Here is an 18,496-nt window from a genome sequence, read left to right as displayed (position 1 = left end):
TGGTGCAGATATAACCTTACTAACATTCCTTGTTCTCATGAGAACAAGGAATGTTAGTAAGGTTATATCTGCACCAGTCGTTTGGTCTAAATTGTCGCGCATTGTCGCTTATCTCTGCATTAATGCCCTGGTCTACTCATGTATGCGTTGCTTAGTCCCCTAGTCTACACATAGAATCGTTGGTTTAACCCTCTAGTGCATTCATGTATCAGCTTGCGGCTACCCTTGTACAGGCATAGGTGCATGGCTTAACCTTCTAGTGCATAGATAAATATGTATGTACAAGCTTGTTTTTACCCTAGTACAGGCATATGTGCATGACTTAACCTCTAGTCTACTCATCAAAAAAGACGATTTTTGTCACATCTTTACTGAGTCTCTATTCTCTAACCCTCTTGTACACCTATCATGTCTTAACTTGACCCTTGGTATACAGATAAGGGCGTTCCCGCTACCGCAACTTTTTCCCCTCTTAGGCTTAACCCTCTAGTACAGACATAGCAGCATTCACAGTCCCATAGGTTTTTACCCTATCACCGCCGCCGATTCATTGGCAATTCCAATGATTGTGGTTTGGGCGATAAGCTGGGTACAGCTTGCGCCAAAGGCGATCGCAACTCTCCCCCAATGCCCAATGCCCAATGCCCAACACCCAACACCTAATGCCCGGTACTCAGTCTACCGCGTCCACCGCGAGTCCACACCGCGTCCACTCCCAATCCCTAATCCCCAACACCCAACACCCAATCCCCAATCCCCAACCCTCAGTCCCCAGTTCCAAAAGTGCTTTAAAGCAAATCTCCACCACGTCCACTTCCAATCCCCAATCCCCAGTCCTCAAACCCAAAAGTGCTTTAAAGCAAATCTCCACCGCGTCCACTGCGTCTACTGTGACCCAGAAATTTCACATTTCCGTGACCCTACGACCTTGAAATCAAATTAGGTGTCACATCAGCCGTAAACTGTAACATAGGGTCTACAGTTGAGCGATGAAAGTCAATCGGCACGGCAGAGCTAAAATCCTTACTCAACAAGAGATACAACAAATTTTCAACCACGGGCTAGAAAATGACCGCGATCGCACTTTGTTTGGTGTATGCCTGTTTAGCGGTTGTAGGATTCGTGAAGCGTGTACCCTGTTGACATCAGACATTTACACGCCCAAAGGGCTGGTTAGACCAAAGCTAATAATCAGGAAAGCCAACAGTAAAGGTAAACTGGCAACGCGGTCTATACCAGTGATTGAGGACTTGAGACAGCTGCTTTGCCACTACCGCTCACTGGCAGGATCGGTTTATTTATTTCCCGGTAGGAGTAACGGGCATATCAGTGAGGACTCAGCCGCAAGAATTTTGAGAAGTGCTTGCTTTCGTGTTGGGATAACTGGAGTGAGTACCCACAGTTTTAGACGGACTGCCCTAACCCAAATGAGTAATGCTGGCATACCGTTGAGAGTGATTCAGGAGATATCGGGACATCGAAACTTAGAGCAGTTACAGAAGTATCTTGAGGTAACGGAAGAACAGGTGTTGGGTGCGGCTTCGAGCTTGGCTATGCTGTCACCTGTGGGGGGAGATGTCGGGAAATACTCCTATCCCGACATCAACCAATCCCCTACCCACTCTCCCTCTCATCCCTTTAACAACTCCTAACTAATCGCCTAAATCCCGACAATAACCGCCACTACGCCGTAACGAGCGTACACTCGTTCACCACACAAAAACCCGCTACTAAAAGTAGCGAGTTGGCAGAAGTGCTACATTTGACCTCAGCTTAGCTAAAGTTGAATCACTTCTCCAGTTTCTTCAATTTGCATAGCTGTCATATTTCCGTTGTCGTCTGTGACTGGCAAGTAATGAAGCGCTTTCCTGCCGTCTTTGATACGCGCTTTCGTATTGGGGTTTTGCTGTAAGAATTCCCAAATTTCCAAAGCAGACGAGTTGACGGGCATAGTCTCAATTTTTAACTTGGTTTTTTTTACCTCTGGTCGTTTTGCGGATGGTGCGGTTGTCTCTGGTGTGGTCGTTTTTGGTGCGGCTGTCACTGGTGCGACTGACTCAGAGAAATTTACAAAATCGATGTCTTCTTCAATCTTCGTTGACCGTCCTCTATTGTCGTAGGGATTGAGTCCGTGTTTGCTGTTATGGTCATCAATCATCGTTTTGTACTGTTCCATAACGTTCTTAATTAATGTCATCTTTGACCCCGTTAGAGCATTGATAGCAGTACCAGTAAGACACCACTTTTGTGATTTTTCAGTAGCCATATCGTTGTGATGCGTGATAGCGACTATAGCGCGTCTAGCCAATTCCTCAGCCCGTCCTGGTAATGTCGCCATTGTGGATTTTTTCTTACCTTCTGGTATAACGGGATTGAGTAGTTCTGATGTGGGTATACTGCTCAAGTCAGTTTTATTGGCTTGTTCAGCCTTGCCTACTACAGTTCGGGCATACACTCTACAAGCTTGTTTGATAAAGTCGGGTAGGCTCATTCCAGAGTGAGCAAGAGCATTTTCAACAATCGCTTGAGTCTCAGTGTCTAGTTCTAATTGTTGCAATGTCATATCTTCTAACTTAATAGTTTGTGCTTCGGGCTGTGCTTCGGGCTGTACTTCGGGATGTGTTTCGGGTTGTGGTTCAAATTTGGGTAATTCTGGAAGGTTGTTAAAATATGCTTGTCTCGCCTCATCCCCAGTGACTTCCCATCGGTCAGTGTTTGCTGTTAGATACCAGAGCGCTAGATGCTCGTAACGCGATACTTGTCCCTTACCTTGAGTTGTGTGGTAGTAGCCCCGTTTAGGGGTTTCGCTGTCTGGAAATGCCTCTTTAACTACTTTGCGAATTCCGGATAAGCCTCTAGAACTGAAACTGCTAGGGTTTCTAATTGCTTCCCTTAACTGTTTCCAAGCTTTGACGGTCAAAGCTTTGATTTTCTTTTCATCAGTAACACCTTGAAGTTTTTCAGCTAATTGAGAACCAATTTTTGCTGCTAATTCACTTTGGGTCATATGCTTGTTTTGTTCCACTCAATATACCTATACTAACCCTCTAGTTTTACTAACGTCAAGAGGGTTGGTACAGAGATTTTAAATTTTAGTTAAAGTACCAGGTTTGATTTCGTAGCGCTTATAAGCATTGATGGTATTTTCGTCGTCATCCCCTAAGATGTCCTTGGCATAGTCGGTAAAGTCGTAGGGGTCAACTGTTGGGTCATTGGCTATACAAGCCCGTAGATAAGCAGCACGGAACTTGTGGTAAGTACGCTCATCTTCTGGGAAGATGTCCCAATTTTTTACAGCCAGATTCAAAACTTTTGACCAACGACGGTTAACAGTTTCTGCATCCTCATTTCTTCCTAAACGTTTACCCTTAGCCTCAAGCCAATCTAATCCCATACAAATCAGTTCGGCTGATAACAGGGTTGGAATGTAAAAAGTAGCTTTTCTCACTGGAACATTTTTAGCTCCTATCTTTACCTTGCGGTCTTTGCCCTTGAGTTGACCCCTATAAGCAATCTCATAATCATCTGACTGCTCAAACTCAGCCGAGCAGTGTACTTCTCCCATCCGTCTACCCGTGGCAAGTGCGACAGCACAAGAAACATCTTTCCAGTTAGGATTTTTCCCCTCTGCTACCTCAGTCAAGACACTTTGGGCAAACTTAAGGGAGTTGGTCAGGTCAATCAAAACGCGGTTTTCTTTCTGCCTTCGTTCGGTAACTTTTTCCCTGTATCTAACGTTTTGACGTTCTTTGTACTCACTAAACAAATAGCTAAGAGCGTTGCCAAAGTGAGAAATGATGGTTGTGACTGGATTCACCAAAGCAGGGTCTTTCAAGTCAGTCTTAGCAGATGCTTTAAGCGCTTTTTTGAGTGCCGTAACTTGTCTCAAGCAAGTTCCATACTCCTTTTCATCCTCTGGCTTATCGTCTGGGTAAGTGAGCTTGAGTAGTCGCGCTTCCTGTGCCGCTAGTCGTTCCCATCCTGGGATGTCGCCTACCCCCTTCTTACGCTGATTCAGCTTGTACGGCGCGAGAGCTTCAAACACGGGTAGCAGTTGCTTAACTCGATCGTCAATAAAAGTGTTTTCTAATTCATCCGCTAATTTGACTGGTCTAGACATACCTTACTTACCTGAATCAGTCATTTAAGTTTAGCCAAGGAGACAGCGAGCGTCAAGAGGGTTAGTCATGAGATATTCCCTCTCTTACTCACTTGAACGTTCTACCCAGTCAGGACACGGCATATATTGCACTCCAGTGGGATGGATGGCACAAAAGAAGCCATCCGGCAACGAACAACCAGAAGCACACCTCAAACACTTAGCAGTTTGTTCCTTAATCAAGTTCCGACGCTCAAAAATCTTGTCCTTATTAGCCTCAAAGATTGCCAAGTGCTTTTCTCGCTTGTCTAGCCAGTGAGCGTACTCAGTGGCATTTTCTGCTAGGAATGCCTCTACTCTTTGCCTGGAGTAAAGCTGAATCGGTGCGGCATTGCGATAATTACGATTCTCCAGTTTTTTATCGGGCTGACCTAGTTTTTTAATCCATCCGTCTGATAGCAAATACTTCTGCTTTAAAGCTGATTTGGTAATCCAATTATCTCTCGCTTTCCAATTACAGCTAGCAGTCAGATAAAGAGGTATCCACACCCCACACTCTTCCTCTTTATCCCACACCCAAGCTACTCCATCTGGCTTAATATCTTCACTGGGAGTTAAATTTATTTTTCTTAATTCACCTACTGTTTTCAGTTCCCCTCTATTATTCCACTGGTAAATCGGTGGTAAATCGAGGTTGTCTATCTCACAATTCTTCTCATCATATAGCCAGATCCAAAAGCATCTCTTCTGTGAATAAATACAAGCATCTGGCTTATTCTCATCTTTAGGCTTGAGATTCTTTTTCTGGAGGTCGATAGTAGTTTTTAAGCAATCTGGATGAAGCCAGTTATATCTAGTTACACCGGGACATTCAGTTTTAGGCTTGCTTTGCCACAGCCAATCACAGACCTTACATTTCCATCCTGATTCAGTTTTTATCAAGTCATGAGCTATCATAAATCCCTAATTCGTTTTTCTATAACTGGTACTTTATTTAATATAAATTAATTTATTTATGTAAATGCTGATTTTCTAGACTTTGAAATTCAACTAACGTAAATTCTGAGCGATTGTCCCAAATGTCCCAGATGTCAGCCACCCCCCTATAGGGAAATGTCCCGGACGCGTCAACCACGTAATATCAATACTTTTAGCTATTGTGTTGACGCGGTTGTGACGCGTGTCAGGACGGCTGTCATCAGTCTTGTCACTAAGCAATTGAGCGTCAGAACCCCTATTAATGCCCAATTACTATTAGCTAAACTAATTTTTAGGTTTCTTTAGCCAAGTCTTACCACAATCTTGATTTAGACACAGCCATCTTTCTCCCTTAGAGCGATATTCTTCTGAACCACAGTGAGGACACATTATTTTTTCTTTTGACTCAAACTGGGAAATTACAGACTCTACCAATTCACTCTCTCGCTGTGGAGAACTATTATTTAGCACGTTTTTTTTCATTATCTCATAGTAATCATAACTATCGAAATCGGGTAATTGAATGAATTTAGGTAAGCCAGTGAGAGGTACTGCTAACGCAAATCTATAAGCTGTGGGGTCAGTAAAAATATCAAGTCCCAATTCTTCATTCTTGCGGTCACAGTACTCTTGAATCTTGCGGTACTGTTCAAGCAATCGGGTTTTATCCTCAGCAGTCAAGTTTGATTTATTTATCCAAATGCCAGCATTAGCCCCAATGTGGACTTGAACCGCGTTGTTCCAGTCCGACCAACTCATACCTGGTATGGTGGACGCGTCACACGCTTGACCGATGTAGATAGCGCCTATGTTTTGATGTGACGCTTGCTTGAGTGAGTAAGTCACTTTGTCCCTAAAGTAGTAATAGCCGTTGTTTGCTCGCTCTTGGGCAATGGTCGAGTCTACCTCATCAAAGATGTACAGGATAAACGGATGATTGGCTTGTGGGGACTTGGTACGCCGATCTAACTCATCACACAGTTCACCCATCCCCGTTACATTGTCCTCATGGGACGTTCCACACTTGGGCATGTCCCAGTAGTCCTTTTTCGATCCATGCTGGGGGTCATACAATCTAATTTCGCCCTGACCGTTACGACCTTTCATGATTGCCAGTGCCAAGTTTTTAGCAGTGGGTGACTTGCCCCCGGTGCTACCTGCAGTAATCCTGACCCGTTCCCAGTTTTTAACGTAGCTTTCAAACCGATCTACGGGAATCCAAATTTTATCTATGTCACCCTTGGCTTGCTCTTTCTTAGCTGGTTTGCGTAGGGTCACATCGAGCGTCACGGTTGAGTGTTGGTAGTTAAAAGTGAACTTGGGTAACGTACCCTGTAGGGCGTTTGTAAACGCTGCTAACTGTTCAAGTGTGTTTTCAGGTAATAACTCTTTTTCGGTTAACCCTGGATTGCGTCTAGTGGCAAATAAGATAGAGTACCCTGTGTCGCTCTCATCCCATTGGATTACATCAAGCTTATACTTGTACTGGTCAAAGTAGTACATAGCAATACGGTTGGCAGTTCGAGCGTATGTACTGTCTCCTATTGCCAGCAATGGTTTTTGTAGTTCGGCTATCTGTTGGTTAAGCTTGTCAATTTCTAGGTGTGCCGTCTCTAAATCCTTCAACAGTGCGTCCTTAAGTTGCTTCCATTCGGCGTTAGTCTCATCTACTTTTAAGATTAAATCGTCAAGTTGCTTGCGTTGAAAGTCAGAGTATTCTTTCAAGGTAGCTTTTGCACGTTCTTTACTTACAGAGTTGATAATTTGATTCTCTAATTCTTCTTTACGTTGTTGTGTTGCTGAGTTTAGAGAATTACGATACCTCACCCTTACAGCCGAAACATCGCTAGTAATTTGCCAGAAATACTCCAGCATGGTTTCATAAGCTGTGATATCCAGTGCCTCAAAATTACGAATAACACCATTGCATTTATCGTAAATTTTCTGAATTTCTTCTAATCGCTTAGCCAATGCTGGATGTACTGCTGTGAAATGTTCATCATTTAGTTTGCGTTCGATATCTGAGTAGAGATAATCTAAAGACTCAACTTTGTTAATGAGTCCGTCTAGCATCGACTGCTTAAAGTTGGTTAGAAATTCTTCTACTCGCTTGTCTTCAGTTTCGAGCTTGCGGTTAATTTCTTGAACTTTGACAAGGTACTCAGCCTCGATAGTTTTTACTTTTTGATTGAGAATCTGTATTGCTGTGTCTCGCTTTTCAATCTCAAAATTGCTCTCATACAAGTGCTTTTCGAGTTGACGTTCAAGATTGAGTTTTTCTAGTCGGATATCTTCAAGAGATTTTCTAACAGTAGTGATTTCAGATTTATTACCGGATATTTCAACTTCGTGTTTTTGACTAGCTTTTCTGATTTTTTCTTCAGCTTCAGCACCGTACAAAGCACCGAACGCAATACAACCTACTGCTGTGGTACCACCTGCTACCGCAATAGAAAGAGCTAGCGTATGTTGTATTGGATTGTTGTTAGTACGGGTAAAACTCCAAATTCCACCGCCACAAATCAACAAAGAACCAACTAGAACTGCATTGTTCAAAAATCTAGACATAACGACCTCAAATGTTTTTACAAGAAAAGGGAGCATGATTTACTCCCCTAATGAATGCTCAATGTTAAGCGCTTAACAATCAGAAACCAGAGAGCAATTTAACTTCTAACTCTTGACGCTTATACTCGTTGTCGTACTTGGCTGACTCAATTTCGAGTCGCAACTTCTCAGACTTAACAGATTGAAGTTCTAGCTTTTGTTCCCACTCTTTCTTGATGCCTGGGGTTAGTGATTGAGTCCCTTCTGTCGCTACGTTTTGCTGTACCAAGTGTTCCTTATCTTGAACTAGCTTAGAGGTTTCAATGTCACGGGCAGTCTCAGCACGGTGGAATTGAACCGTTTTAGTCTGGTTGTGAACGCCTTCGGTGTGGTAGTCAATTACTTTGCCTTCCAGCTTGCGGTGTTCAATTCCAAGCGTCACAATATCTTGCTCTAATCGCTTGTTATCGGTCATGACTGCGATTGTGTTTCGCTGTCGCTGGATTTCCAAACGGCGCTTAGTTGACTCAGCATTGCTCATTCCCTCAACGTATTGGGGGACTTCAGCGCTACCCGTGGCAACAATACCAGCAAAATCCACACCAGTGTTAGCAGAAATAGTACCGTTATTGGTTGCTTGTACTGCGGCTGAAGCTGTGTTGATAATCGCACCTACCACAGCCTGACCAGTTTGCTTAAGCTTTTCGGCAACCTTAGCACGAGCGTTAGAGTCAGCTTCAGCAACTTCGGGGGATGAATCAAAGCCGTAGGGACTGGGTACATCAGGCAACGGGAAACCTTCACTAGCAGTAGTTTCAGTTTCAGTCTCCCCAGTAACACGCTTGCTACCAGTTAAACCGCCTTTACGTCCACGGTTTTTAGGTTCTAATGAAGCACCTGTAACGGTTCCGGTTTTTGATTTTCTCAATGGCATAATAGAAGATACCTTTGTTTTACTTAACGTGCTTAATGAGGGTCTTAGGTACGGGCTTTTAGATACCTGTCCGTACCTCAATCTAGTCTTTGAAAAATTGATTAATCGGATAGACCACTGACCGCGCATATCCGCAAAATGGGGTAAGGGCATTACCACAAGTGAATGATGTGATGTAGGAGCCAATCACGAGCAACAGGGCAAACAAAGCAGAAGTGTTAAGAATCGCGTTCGCTTGCGCTGGGAAAGTTAAGTTAAGCTTGCGATGTTCTAGCTCTCGTGTCTCGTGAGCGTGTTTGATTTCTTCTAAGGTCTGGATAGCAGCAGTCAGGTTAATGATTTTTTGTTGATTCGGGTCACTCAGCCGGACTTCACAATACAGATCGCGCTTCAACATTCGGAGCTTTTCGTCATCACTAATCAACCCAAGTGCAGCACTTTCATCGTTCCATTGCTTGTGTTGCTTAATCATGTCGTCAATCTTATCTACGAAGGCTGTAACAGCATTCTCAAAATGTTCTCCAAAGCTCATGTAGATCTCCTATTGGTTAATTAACTGAGTTACGCATTTTTCACGCTTGCTCTCACCTCGATGCTTACAATTAGCGAGTGAATGCGTAGGATGAAGGGTGATGACCACTAACGCGGTAGTCATCAGGATGGAATACAATTTCATAGTTCTCTTTCTAGATGGACTGGGAACTGGGAATGACCGCGTAAGATTGGCAGTCGTGGCGGTCACTCTCTTTAAGTTTCAAACTGGCATTAGTAGAAGTAATCTCCCTGATTGATTCACAGTTGTTTTTACGTGCCAGTGTGCGAGAGATGATTGGTTTGATTTCAGGATTCATTCAGTCTCTAACCTCAGCTGTCGTTGATACTTGCTTCATCAATGGCTTGCTCTAATCGGCGGCAAACTCCTTCCAAACCTCGTGAGTGGCAATATCCTGCTAGTCCACGAAGTAAGATTTCGAGGCTTAGCCCTTGAGCAACCAAAATCCTTATCAACCGTTCAGCAACGTCACAACGAAGATGGTCTATCAAATCGGGTATGGTGACATCTTCAAGCATACGTCGATTCATTTTTTTACCTCTCAAACTCGGTTGTCTCTAGCACTTCCTGAACAGCTTGTTTAATCTCTGCCGCGTACTCGGAAGCAAACTCTTGCTTGAACCGTGCCGCGAACAATTTAGCTAGTCCTTTAGCTAGCGTTGGTTGTTGTTGGTATGCGTCCTTGATGGTTTGTTTGGTCGTGTCTAAAATCTCGCTCGATTGGGTCAATTTGCGATCTGCTAGAGTGTTGTCACGGTGGGCTGAAAGCACTATCGCACTACCAGAGTGAGTCTGTTTGTTTGGTGCAAGTGAAGCCCAAATTTCATCTCTGTAAGCTTGATATGGTTTGCCTCCATCTACCACAGTCAACTTATAAGTTTGCAGTTGGTCAAAGCAGAATTGACTATAACGAGTGCCAGCCGTCAACCGGTCCGGACACCAGTAAAAAATTTCGCGTACCCGCTTCAGCCAGTTTCTAATTGTGCGATCTGTGGTCTGGAAGTGTTGGGCTAGTTCGGAACTGCTGTAACTGGTCAAAGATGTTGCGGAAATTTCCGCTTCTTCCGCTCCCACTTCCGGCGGCAATTCCGGCATTATTTCCGCTTCTAGGGGTTGATTCATTCAAAATCCTTATATTGCAAGCGTTTGAAGGTTTGGCGCGGTGCTTCCGGTCAGTTCCGGAATTCCGATTAAATTCAATATACCAGTTTTATCCCAAATTTAGGGATATAATTGGGATAAATATGGGTCAAAATTGGTTTTGTCTGGAATAACGCTTGCGTAGTAAGTATTTCAGTCAATGGGACAAATTTGGGACAAAATAGAGTGAGAGTTAAATCTATGAGTAAAATGCCTAGAAAAGACGATAGAACAGTTTTATCTCCTATTGGGGAATGGTACGAAGATCTGTTAGCAGCTGACGCAACGGTCAACGCCCGGTCAGTAGCGTTTCAGGGTAGCAGCTTGCTCTGTGCCAAGTTGCAAGAGAGAGAAAAGCTTATCAAAGAGCGTGTAGAATACCTGGCAAAAAAACGCGGTATCCCTTTTGAGGAGTGCTGGAAGTTGTGTGTTACTGGAAAGCTTGAAAAGATTACTCCAGATGAATGGTCAAATATGCCCGGTCAAGAAGATGAGAGCAACAAATAACCCTGCCAAAGCATTGACTTTTGTCGCTGACCTTCCGTGTGGACACACGGAAGGTCAATTGACACTAAAAATATGTGAGCTTTCGCTTGATTCTTACTCGAAAGACGATTTTTTGTCCATACCATAAATGGCGCATATTGACACTAATTTCTCAAGTTCTTTGCTTTCACACTATGAAATATGCTTAGGTCTGCGCTTTATTTCAAATATTAACTAAAGCCCCAGACTATAGATCCAATTCTCTCAAGATATGCGTAAAATTATTGTGTAAATGAGTTGAACTTAATTACTCGTGGCGATCTTAATAAAGCCAAAGCCGCAAGTATTTTAAGTGATACTTGCAACTCAAATCAGAACAAGTTGCATCATAGGTGTAACAAAAAGCTGATTCGGTAGCAAGTAAACTCATGGTCTAGCTGTCTCTCTTTGGCAGCAAGCCCAAGCGAGCCAGCTAACACAAGTTAGCAAGCCACAAGGAGAACAAGGTTAGCCAAGGGAACCCCGGTCAATCTAGGGTAACTGAGACGACTCGACGCATAAAGTTCAACTCGCCACAAATCAGCGACGAATCTAAACTTAATTTCTATTATGCGTCTCCTTGTAGCTTGTTGTTCACCTCAACACGAAACAACTGACGGAGATGAGAAAAAAAAATAAGCCGCTCCCCTGTCTTCCCAAGGAAGCGAACGACTTAAACCTTACTCTTAGAGTAACGTATTGTTCGCTCCTTTGCAACAAGCTCAACTCGTCAAATCTTTATTGGATAAGCATTCTGGCACTCAGGGATTCTCTGACGTGGCAATTTTTGACGCGGTTTTTTCTGCTCGTCTCACCGCTAAAATTGACCCTCGCTTCTCCATCTCCTTCGCTTCGAGTTTCGCTTGAGCAATGCCGATCGTTGACCCACTCGCGAAAGTCAAAATCTTGGTTCCGGAACATCAAAAGGAACTCTTGTTGGTTCGCGCTCAAACCCTTAAAGAAACTGCCTTTTGCCCGTTGGCGAACGTCTAAAAAACGAGTCGTTTTAATGTTCCGGAACATCAAAACGGCTTGTTTTTTGAAAGCTAGCTTTGCCCTCAAGCAGATGGGAGGGAATGAGCCATGCTAAACGGTCGCTCCTCCAAAGGTTTTGGAAAGGTGGTAGCGCCCAAGAAATCGCTACAGCAGCAAGTCCGAAAAACTTTTAGGCAAATTAGATTGGGAGAACGGAAATATGGCTCAAGGGTTTTGCAAGAAGTCTCAGGAATTGAAAAAGACCAGCAAGCAGAAGACAATCGAAAGACAAGCTCTGAAAAACCTGATGGAATCGGGGCAAACTTTCAGTCAAGCCAAGGAAGCGATCTCCCTCTCGCAAGAACTGATACTGATTCCTCAAACCGGGGAAGTTGTCTTGATTCCTCAGAATTGCCCTCCACAGACAGCGCAGGAAATCAAGAAGACTACGCACGATTACATCAAAAGCATTGGCAAGAAATCGTAGCACAAAGCCGCGTAGATGGAGAGATAGCTTCGCTCAATTTTCACTCTCTGTCTGGTCATTCGCCCTACGAGTACCTGTTTTACAGCGAAAAAATTGACCGTCGTAATGATGGGCGTGTAGCTGAGGGTACGCTCAAGCGATATCGCCATGTGGAGAACGGCGGTTGGTGGGTTGATGGAATTGACCTGTTGACCTTTGAGGATGGGTTATGGGGTCAATTCAAGCCGGATACACCACGTCAAGACAGTAATGGCAAAACCGTCAAATACGAATCACCACTAAAAGTCCCCACTGAAATCATCGCCCTAAGAGTTCCTGCTCGGATCTGGGAGTTGATAGCGCGGCGGTATGATGTCGCGTTACCTGAGGACTATCAAAGCTTACCATTCGGTGCATTTTGGCAGTGGGTTATTCAAAATCCACAAATCCCAGTAGTAATTGTGGAAGGCGCAAAAAAAGCAGCCTCTATTCTCAGCTGTGGATATGTCGCGGTAGCATTACCGGGAGTTCGCAACGGGTATCGGCAACCAAAAAACGAGTTTGGGGAGAAGATAGGTAATCCCTCACTCATTCCACAGCTACAGGTTTTTGCTCAATCGGGACGAAGAATTTATCTTTGCTTTGACTCCGACTCAAAACGGAATACCATTCGTGACGTTAATGATGCGCTTGCTAAAACTGCCAAGCTTTTCATCAAAGCGGGTTGTGAAGTTGGGGTAATGTCTTGGCATCCTCTGCTAGGGAAGGGAGTTGATGACGTTATTGTGTCCCATGGTCCCGAACAGTTTGATGCAATTTACCGAGCTACCCTCAGCTTTAGCCAATGGCAAACTCACCAGTTAAAGCGCTTAACTTACCCAGTGGACTTGCTGCTTAACCAACGGTATTTAGGAGAGTTTATCCCCCCGAATGACAAACAACTCATTGGCTTAAAAGCCCCTAAAGGTACGGGGAAAACTGAGTGGTTAGCGTGGTTCACAGACCCGGTGATTAGGAGTGGTGAGCGCAAGGTCTTGCTCATAACTCACCGCGTCCAGCTTTCAACACAAACAGCTAATCGCTTGGGCATTCCCTACATCACAGAGAGCAGTGAGCAAGGGTCACTTTTTGGTATGGGGATGTGCATCGATAGCTTACACCCAAAATCACAAGCGAGATTTAACCCCGAAGAGTGGCGGGGATGTTGGCTGATAATTGATGAAGTTCAGCAAGTGATTTGGCATCTTTTAAATTCAAAAACTTGTCAAGCTGAGCGAGTATCTATCATCAAAACTCTCAAGCAACTTCTGCTTAATATCGTCAACTACGGGGGTAAAATCTTAATCGCTGATGCCGATTTAAATGATATCAGCATCGACTTTATCAAGGGATTACTGGGGTTTGATATTAAGCCATGGATTGTAGAAAACCAATATCAATTCCAGCAACCTTGGAAAGTTTATCGTTTTGGTGGTGACTCGCCAGCTCCACTGGTAAAGATGCTAGAAGAAAAGCTAAAAGCTGGTGAGAAACATTTGCTTTGCGTCTCCGGACAGAAAGCAAAATCAAAGTGGGGTAGCCGCAATTTAGAAGCTTACTTTGCTAAGAAAAGACCTAGTCTACGGATTCTAAGAATTGATTCGGAATCTGTAGCAGATCCGAAGCATCCCGCTTATGGTTGTACCGCGAACATTAATGAAGTCATCAAAGACTATGACTTGGTAATCGCTACTCCCACAATCGAAACTGGTGTCAGCATAGAAGAGAAGCACTTTGATGGAGTCTGGGGAATATTTCAGGGTGTACAAGCGACTGATAGTGTCCGTCAGCATTTATCGCGCTATCGTCTCCCAGTACCGCGCTACCTGTGGGTTAAATCGGTAGGGATTAACCGAGTTGGCAATGGTGCTACTACGGTTAAGGGATTGCTAGCGGGTGAGCACAAAAAAGACAAAGCTAACATTCAAAAGCTGATACATCTGGGTTTAGAGGAAAGCGTTGATGGTAACTTTGAGCCTTGCTGCTTGCAAACTTGGGCAAAGATGGGAGTGCTGATTAACTTGGGCATGAGCCACTACTTGCAGCAAATCTTGGAAGATCTAGCGAGTGAAGGTCATCACATTTTAGATGCCCGCGATTTGGATGATATGCCCAAGGAGAACGAATCGGAAGCTTTAAAGGAGGACATTAACCAAACTTGTGATGAGGAGTATCTGGAGTACCGAGAAGCGGTATCGGCGGCGGACAGTGTGGATGATTCCAAGTACGAGCGATTGAGTCGCCAGCAGTGCAAAACTCAAAGTGAGCAATTGGAATTTAGGAAAGCAGAATTGGAGCGGCGGTACAACGTCCCCGTTACCCCCGATTTAGTGGAGAAGGATGAGGATGGATGGTACGCTCAACTGCGAACGCATTACTACTTTGGTGAAGGCAGACAGTTTTTAGGGGACAGGGATAAAAACGTTTTCCGTACCGCTCTCGTTAATGGAAATGGGGATTACTTCAAGGTAGACACCAATCGCAAGTTAATTAGCAAAGAAATTGACGCGCTAGACTGGCTCAAGTTTGAGGAGTTGTTAGCTGTTGATGAGATTACTAATTTTCACCCATTAGCCGTAGAAGTTTTTAAAAAGTGCAAAGACCCCAAAAATCTTTACAGCTTAAAGCTGGTACTGGGAATTGATTTTAGTAAAGCTAAATCACCTATCACGGTTCTGCAATCGCTAATGGGATTAATCGGGTATCGGTTCCCGTTCCTCCGTCGTGAAGGAGGCAGGGGAAAACAAATCCGAGTATGGGGTAAAGCGGCGGCTGAGTTTGAAAGATGCCCAATTTCAGGAAGGATAATTCTGGATGCCAATGGAAAAGCAATCCCAATCAGCGATCATCGGGATGAGGTTTTCAAAGCTTGGCTGGAGCGTGACGCGGTGGCAGCTGAAAAAGCAGCGGCGGTAATAGCGGCGGTAAAACATGAGCCAACTGCGATCGCAACTGAGGAAGTTAGCAATCAGCACAGCACTCAGGTTGAGGAGTGGCTACAGCCAGAAGCAATTCAATACACAGCTGAGTTGCTCGAAGCGTGTGACGACTCACAAAAGTTATTTGACTTGAGAAAGTTTATTCCCGCTCAAGCGCTCAAAGCAGCTGTGAAATTCCTTTCAGATGAAGTGAAGGAGCGAATCAGGCAATGGGTTTGTTGGCAGAATCAGCCAGAATTCTCATGAATTCCTTTCTGGTCGTGTTGCGCGATCGCGCAACATAGGAGCTACCTTGAAATAGCCATTTGGCAGGGTTTTGCTGAATCATTACGCAACAATTGAGCAACAATTTTGCTTTGCAATCCCTATCGCATACAGTTACTTCCAAATTTTTTGGTTGTAACTTTTCTTACCTGCTTACAGTACGTGATTTCAAAGTGGACGTTGACCACTTTGAAAAGCCGTAGCTACCAAAGCTCGAAATCGTTCCATCCCGGCTCTGTTGGCTCGCGTCCGAACAGCGAACGATAGCTAGAAAGCAAGACGGCGGAATACTGTTGCCAGCTTTTCTGCCAATCCTTACGGCTTGAGTTCATAGCGTACCTCTGGAGGTTCAGCAAATGCTGTTTGGCTGCGTGCTTGTTCATCGCTTTACTTCCAAGATTTTCTTTGAGGTTGCGCCTTACGTTTTTCCTCTGCTTCCCGCCACCGGGCTGAAGTAGTGATTTCTACTCCTTCACCTTCAATCCAGCCCGTGTCATTTGGAGCTGGTTGCCCGTACTTCAACCGATGGTATTTGTCTAGAAGCTTTACGAAATCCGGTTGCCGCGAGCGGTACCAGTCAACTTCAATCTTTGAAAAATCGAATCCCTCTCGCTCATGACGCTTTGCCAACGCCTGAATCTCTCGGCATGTCGTTAAAAGCTCAATTCTGCTCGCTCTGCTCTGCATTTATTTATCCTCACTCCTAAGTCATTTTGCCCAAAAACTACAGAACATTTACGGATTGGATGCCTGACGCAAAGCCCATTTCTCTTTTAGCTCTCGCATGAACATATGAGGATCGATGCCCAATTCAATCGCTCTCTCAGCCAGATCGACGGCGGTCGGAGGTGTCATCTTTTGTCTCAATTCAAGCAGTCGAGCCAGTGCGATCGCTGCTGCCTCTAGCGATTTCACACGGGCTTGAGGTAGTGTTTCATGCAGACTTAAGATCGCGTCGTCCAAAATTTCTTCTGTTTGCTGAAAGTATGAGCCAGGGGTTATTACTCTCAGTTTGGGCTTGATTTTCGGTTGTAATATTTCAACGTCGTAACTATCATCGGTATCATCAGTTTTACTGCTCTCACTTTCAGTAACACCAGCTTTTTTTAGCGTTGTCCACTTTTCCGCACTCGCTCGATTCATTAGAGTACTTTTACCTACTCCATACCGTAACGCTAATTCAGCTAAGGTCGCTTGACCTTCGATATAGGCAGATCTAATCTCGATCCATACTTCCGGCGAAATCTCTTTTCCTTTCATCTTTTTCCCAGTTCTCTTCTCCAGTTCTAATCTCTAGGATGCCCATATGGCAGAGGTTTATAGCGGTTTAGAGCTTTTTTCAAAAAATCTTTTCTCACTCTCAACTGAGCAATTCTGGTAAAATTATGAGCGGCAATGCTGGGTACTGCTAGATGCGAAGTGTATCCGGCGTTTGTATGCTCAACAATGCGTACAGCGAGAAAGACCGACCAAGCTACTTGTGAAAGTAGGTTTCTGTAACTCCCCAGTGGTAAAGGCGATTGGAAAGCGTCGAACGGTCAAGTAATGCCAAGGCGATTGCTGAAAACAGCATGCGTCGTCAAAAATCTACTTGCGGCTAAGTTCTGTCGATAACAAGTAGAAAAATATACTTTTATCTCAGTGTCTAAAGACGATAATTAAGACGCAGTATTGTTTTGTCTAAAAAATCGTGACAGTTAAGACGCTGTTTTGTGCTGTCTATACTCTTAAAAAACTGACTGATTTCACAAGAATCGTGGTTTCTGAAATAAGCTGAATCTCCTAAAAGACTTATCACACACCGTCGTAATAACAAGGCTTTACATCAATACTCACTTCAGAATCGCCTGTAATGGTGATTGATTCCCTAAAACGATGTAATCCCTACTTATAGGGCTAAAGTGTCTTATAAGCGATTTCAAGGCGGATTGGGATACAGCGCTCAATACTAGTAGTCATGGAGAAATCTTTAATTGGTAGTCGTAGTCATGCAAATTGTTCAATCTATATATTTATCGAGCGTGACTACTAACGGGTTCGTAATATACGCATACGAAGTATTTGAGGTGGACTCTTAATTGGGATTTGGTAATGGGTAATGGTGGACGCGGTGGATGTACCTTGTAGAGAACCAAAGTTATTGAGAAAAGCTTGATTTTACAATAGTCGTAATTGACAAGAGGTACAAAACAGGAACCCAAATCACAACTGCGAGTTTTTGTGGGCGCGGTGAACGAGCAGCCGGAGAAGTGGACGCGGTGGACTGGGAGTGGACGCGGTGAACGCGGTAGCCAGTAGCGCGGTGTTTATTAACGAAAAGCACAAGTTTCGTTAATAAGGCGGTAGCCAGTAGCGCGGTGGACTGGGAGTGGACGCGGTAGCCAGTGACGCGCTGCGCTCGGAGTAGGGCAGATTGGGACTGGGGATTGGGTATTGGGGCTGAATGCGATAGCTACGCTTGCGCCATGCGATCGCAAGCCACAATCATTGGAATTGCCAATGGGTAAGAGGTAATAGTGGGGTAAAAATCTATGGGAACTGTGAATGCCGCTATGCCTGTACTAGAGGGTTAAACCTAATAGTGGGAGTTGGAACGCCATTATCTGTATACCAAGGGTCAAGTTAATAGATAATGAGTGTACAAGAGGGTTAGGGAATAGAGATTCAGTAAAGACGTGACCAAAATCGTCTTTTTTATGAGTTTTGATGTGTAGACTAGAAGGTTAAGCCATGCACGTATGCCTGGACTAGGCTAAACACAAGCTTGTATATGCATACATATCCATGCACTAGAAGGTTAAGCCATGCACCTATGCCTTGACAAGCTCGTGACAAGCTCGTATATGGATATACTAGAGGACTAAAACAGAGATATTATCTATAGACAAGGGGACATATCAAGGCATATATGCATAGACAAGACGGTTAAGTAACGCAAGCATGAATAAATGCACATATGCACAAGTCCATAGATACCTTACTCAGTATCCTTGTTCTCATGAGAACAAGGATACTGAGTAAGGTATCTATGGACTTG

General features: G+C 44.2%; 18 protein-coding genes. 5 read left to right on the top strand and 13 right to left on the bottom strand.

Going from position 1 to position 18,496, the window contains the following annotated elements:
* Nucleotides 1-562: 562 nt before the first annotated feature.
* Both F7734_RS54615 and F7734_RS54610 read left to right on the top strand, forming a co-directional pair.
* Nucleotides 563-943 carry a hypothetical protein gene (locus F7734_RS54615; protein ID WP_155752577.1) on the top strand — a complete coding sequence of 127 codons (381 nt, stop codon included), beginning with the start codon at nucleotides 563-565 and terminating at the stop codon, nucleotides 941-943.
* A 46-nt stretch (nucleotides 944-989) separates the two neighbouring features.
* The gene (locus F7734_RS54610; RefSeq protein ID WP_155752576.1) at nucleotides 990-1,652 is read left to right on the top strand and encodes a site-specific integrase; all 663 of its coding nucleotides are present in this window, start codon (nucleotides 990-992) and stop codon (nucleotides 1,650-1,652) included.
* A gap of 125 nt (nucleotides 1,653-1,777) precedes the next feature.
* On the opposite strand, the gene F7734_RS54605 is transcribed toward F7734_RS54610, so the two are convergent.
* The 9 genes from F7734_RS54605 to F7734_RS54565 all read right to left on the bottom strand — a co-directional run bounded on the left by F7734_RS54605 (nucleotide 1,778) and on the right by F7734_RS54565 (nucleotide 10,233).
* A complete protein-coding gene (locus F7734_RS54605) occupies nucleotides 1,778-3,007 on the bottom strand; it encodes a hypothetical protein (protein WP_155752575.1) in 1,230 nt (409 codons plus the stop codon).
* A gap of 78 nt (nucleotides 3,008-3,085) precedes the next feature.
* The gene (locus tag F7734_RS54600; protein WP_155752574.1) at nucleotides 3,086-4,120 is read right to left on the bottom strand and encodes a protelomerase family protein; all 1,035 of its coding nucleotides are present in this window, start codon (nucleotides 4,118-4,120) and stop codon (nucleotides 3,086-3,088) included.
* A gap of 84 nt (nucleotides 4,121-4,204) precedes the next feature.
* Nucleotides 4,205-5,056: a hypothetical protein gene (locus tag F7734_RS54595; protein WP_155752573.1), complete on the bottom strand. Its 852-nt coding sequence runs from the start codon at nucleotides 5,054-5,056 to the stop codon at nucleotides 4,205-4,207.
* Between the two features lie 93 nt (nucleotides 5,057-5,149).
* Nucleotides 5,150-5,347, bottom strand: coding sequence for a hypothetical protein (locus F7734_RS54590; protein ID WP_155752572.1), 198 nt, complete (start codon nucleotides 5,345-5,347; stop codon nucleotides 5,150-5,152).
* Between the two features lie 15 nt (nucleotides 5,348-5,362).
* Nucleotides 5,363-7,645 carry a hypothetical protein gene (locus F7734_RS54585; protein ID WP_155752571.1) on the bottom strand — a complete coding sequence of 761 codons (2,283 nt, stop codon included), beginning with the start codon at nucleotides 7,643-7,645 and terminating at the stop codon, nucleotides 5,363-5,365.
* Between the two features lie 79 nt (nucleotides 7,646-7,724).
* Nucleotides 7,725-8,558: a hypothetical protein gene (locus F7734_RS54580; protein ID WP_155752570.1), complete on the bottom strand. Its 834-nt coding sequence runs from the start codon at nucleotides 8,556-8,558 to the stop codon at nucleotides 7,725-7,727.
* 82 nt (nucleotides 8,559-8,640) lie between these two features.
* Nucleotides 8,641-9,090 (bottom strand): hypothetical protein, encoded by a 450-nt coding sequence (locus F7734_RS54575; RefSeq protein ID WP_155752569.1) that lies wholly within the window; start codon nucleotides 9,088-9,090, stop codon nucleotides 8,641-8,643.
* A gap of 332 nt (nucleotides 9,091-9,422) precedes the next feature.
* The gene (locus F7734_RS54570; RefSeq protein ID WP_155752568.1) at nucleotides 9,423-9,641 is read right to left on the bottom strand and encodes a hypothetical protein; all 219 of its coding nucleotides are present in this window, start codon (nucleotides 9,639-9,641) and stop codon (nucleotides 9,423-9,425) included.
* A 4-nt stretch (nucleotides 9,642-9,645) separates the two neighbouring features.
* Entirely contained in the window at nucleotides 9,646-10,233 is a 588-nt protein-coding gene (locus F7734_RS54565; RefSeq protein WP_155752567.1) for a hypothetical protein, read from the bottom strand.
* 219 nt (nucleotides 10,234-10,452) lie between these two features.
* On the opposite strand from F7734_RS54565, the gene F7734_RS54560 reads away from it, so the two are divergent.
* Nucleotides 10,453-10,758 carry a hypothetical protein gene (locus F7734_RS54560; RefSeq protein WP_155752566.1) on the top strand — a complete coding sequence of 102 codons (306 nt, stop codon included), beginning with the start codon at nucleotides 10,453-10,455 and terminating at the stop codon, nucleotides 10,756-10,758.
* A 756-nt stretch (nucleotides 10,759-11,514) separates the two neighbouring features.
* On the opposite strand, the gene F7734_RS54555 is transcribed toward F7734_RS54560, so the two are convergent.
* Nucleotides 11,515-11,799 (bottom strand): hypothetical protein, encoded by a 285-nt coding sequence (locus F7734_RS54555; protein WP_155752565.1) that lies wholly within the window; start codon nucleotides 11,797-11,799, stop codon nucleotides 11,515-11,517.
* A 60-nt stretch (nucleotides 11,800-11,859) separates the two neighbouring features.
* Between F7734_RS54555 and F7734_RS54550 the strand changes: the two genes are divergently transcribed.
* Nucleotides 11,860-15,441, top strand: coding sequence for a plasmid replication protein, CyRepA1 family (locus tag F7734_RS54550; protein ID WP_155752564.1), 3,582 nt, complete (start codon nucleotides 11,860-11,862; stop codon nucleotides 15,439-15,441).
* 221 nt (nucleotides 15,442-15,662) lie between these two features.
* Here the strand turns inward: F7734_RS54550 and F7734_RS61475 are convergent, their stop codons facing one another.
* The 3 genes from F7734_RS61475 to F7734_RS54540 are packed head-to-tail and all read right to left on the bottom strand — an operon-like array spanning nucleotide 15,663 to nucleotide 16,719.
* Nucleotides 15,663-15,842 (bottom strand): hypothetical protein, encoded by a 180-nt coding sequence (locus F7734_RS61475; protein WP_166482747.1) that lies wholly within the window; start codon nucleotides 15,840-15,842, stop codon nucleotides 15,663-15,665.
* Nucleotides 15,843-15,846: 4 nt separating this feature from the next.
* Nucleotides 15,847-16,146: a hypothetical protein gene (locus F7734_RS54545; protein WP_155752563.1), complete on the bottom strand. Its 300-nt coding sequence runs from the start codon at nucleotides 16,144-16,146 to the stop codon at nucleotides 15,847-15,849.
* A 48-nt stretch (nucleotides 16,147-16,194) separates the two neighbouring features.
* Entirely contained in the window at nucleotides 16,195-16,719 is a 525-nt protein-coding gene (locus tag F7734_RS54540) for a hypothetical protein (protein ID WP_155752562.1), read from the bottom strand.
* 1,124 nt (nucleotides 16,720-17,843) lie between these two features.
* Here F7734_RS54540 and F7734_RS65880 point away from each other — a divergent pair.
* Nucleotides 17,844-17,966 (top strand): hypothetical protein, encoded by a 123-nt coding sequence (locus F7734_RS65880; protein ID WP_279239886.1) that lies wholly within the window; start codon nucleotides 17,844-17,846, stop codon nucleotides 17,964-17,966.
* Nucleotides 17,967-18,496 lie beyond the last annotated feature (530 nt).

This window comes from Scytonema sp. UIC 10036 (genome assembly GCF_009725235.1).
This window is presented reverse-complemented; position numbering and strand designations above follow the sequence as displayed.

Excerpts from the sequence above, each read along its gene's own strand:
- F7734_RS54600 (WP_155752574.1), bottom strand. The coding sequence starts at position 4,120 with ATGTCTAGACCAGTCAAATTAGCGGATGAATTAGAAAACACTTTTATT.
- F7734_RS54615 (WP_155752577.1), top strand. The coding sequence starts at position 563 with ATGATTGTGGTTTGGGCGATAAGCTGGGTACAGCTTGCGCCAAAGGCG.
- F7734_RS54605 (WP_155752575.1), bottom strand. The coding sequence starts at position 3,007 with ATGACCCAAAGTGAATTAGCAGCAAAAATTGGTTCTCAATTAGCTGAA.
- F7734_RS54565 (WP_155752567.1), bottom strand. The coding sequence starts at position 10,233 with ATGAATCAACCCCTAGAAGCGGAAATAATGCCGGAATTGCCGCCGGAA.
- F7734_RS61475 (WP_166482747.1), bottom strand. The coding sequence starts at position 15,842 with ATGAACAAGCACGCAGCCAAACAGCATTTGCTGAACCTCCAGAGGTAC.
- F7734_RS54545 (WP_155752563.1), bottom strand. The coding sequence starts at position 16,146 with ATGCAGAGCAGAGCGAGCAGAATTGAGCTTTTAACGACATGCCGAGAG.
- F7734_RS54550 (WP_155752564.1), top strand. The coding sequence starts at position 11,860 with ATGCTAAACGGTCGCTCCTCCAAAGGTTTTGGAAAGGTGGTAGCGCCC.
- F7734_RS54585 (WP_155752571.1), bottom strand. The coding sequence starts at position 7,645 with ATGTCTAGATTTTTGAACAATGCAGTTCTAGTTGGTTCTTTGTTGATT.
- F7734_RS54575 (WP_155752569.1), bottom strand. The coding sequence starts at position 9,090 with ATGAGCTTTGGAGAACATTTTGAGAATGCTGTTACAGCCTTCGTAGAT.
- F7734_RS54560 (WP_155752566.1), top strand. The coding sequence starts at position 10,453 with ATGAGTAAAATGCCTAGAAAAGACGATAGAACAGTTTTATCTCCTATT.
- F7734_RS54595 (WP_155752573.1), bottom strand. The coding sequence starts at position 5,056 with ATGATAGCTCATGACTTGATAAAAACTGAATCAGGATGGAAATGTAAG.
- F7734_RS54580 (WP_155752570.1), bottom strand. The coding sequence starts at position 8,558 with ATGCCATTGAGAAAATCAAAAACCGGAACCGTTACAGGTGCTTCATTA.
- F7734_RS54610 (WP_155752576.1), top strand. The coding sequence starts at position 990 with ATGAAAGTCAATCGGCACGGCAGAGCTAAAATCCTTACTCAACAAGAG.
- F7734_RS54555 (WP_155752565.1), bottom strand. The coding sequence starts at position 11,799 with ATGTTCCGGAACATTAAAACGACTCGTTTTTTAGACGTTCGCCAACGG.
- F7734_RS54570 (WP_155752568.1), bottom strand. The coding sequence starts at position 9,641 with ATGAATCGACGTATGCTTGAAGATGTCACCATACCCGATTTGATAGAC.
- F7734_RS54540 (WP_155752562.1), bottom strand. The coding sequence starts at position 16,719 with ATGAAAGGAAAAGAGATTTCGCCGGAAGTATGGATCGAGATTAGATCT.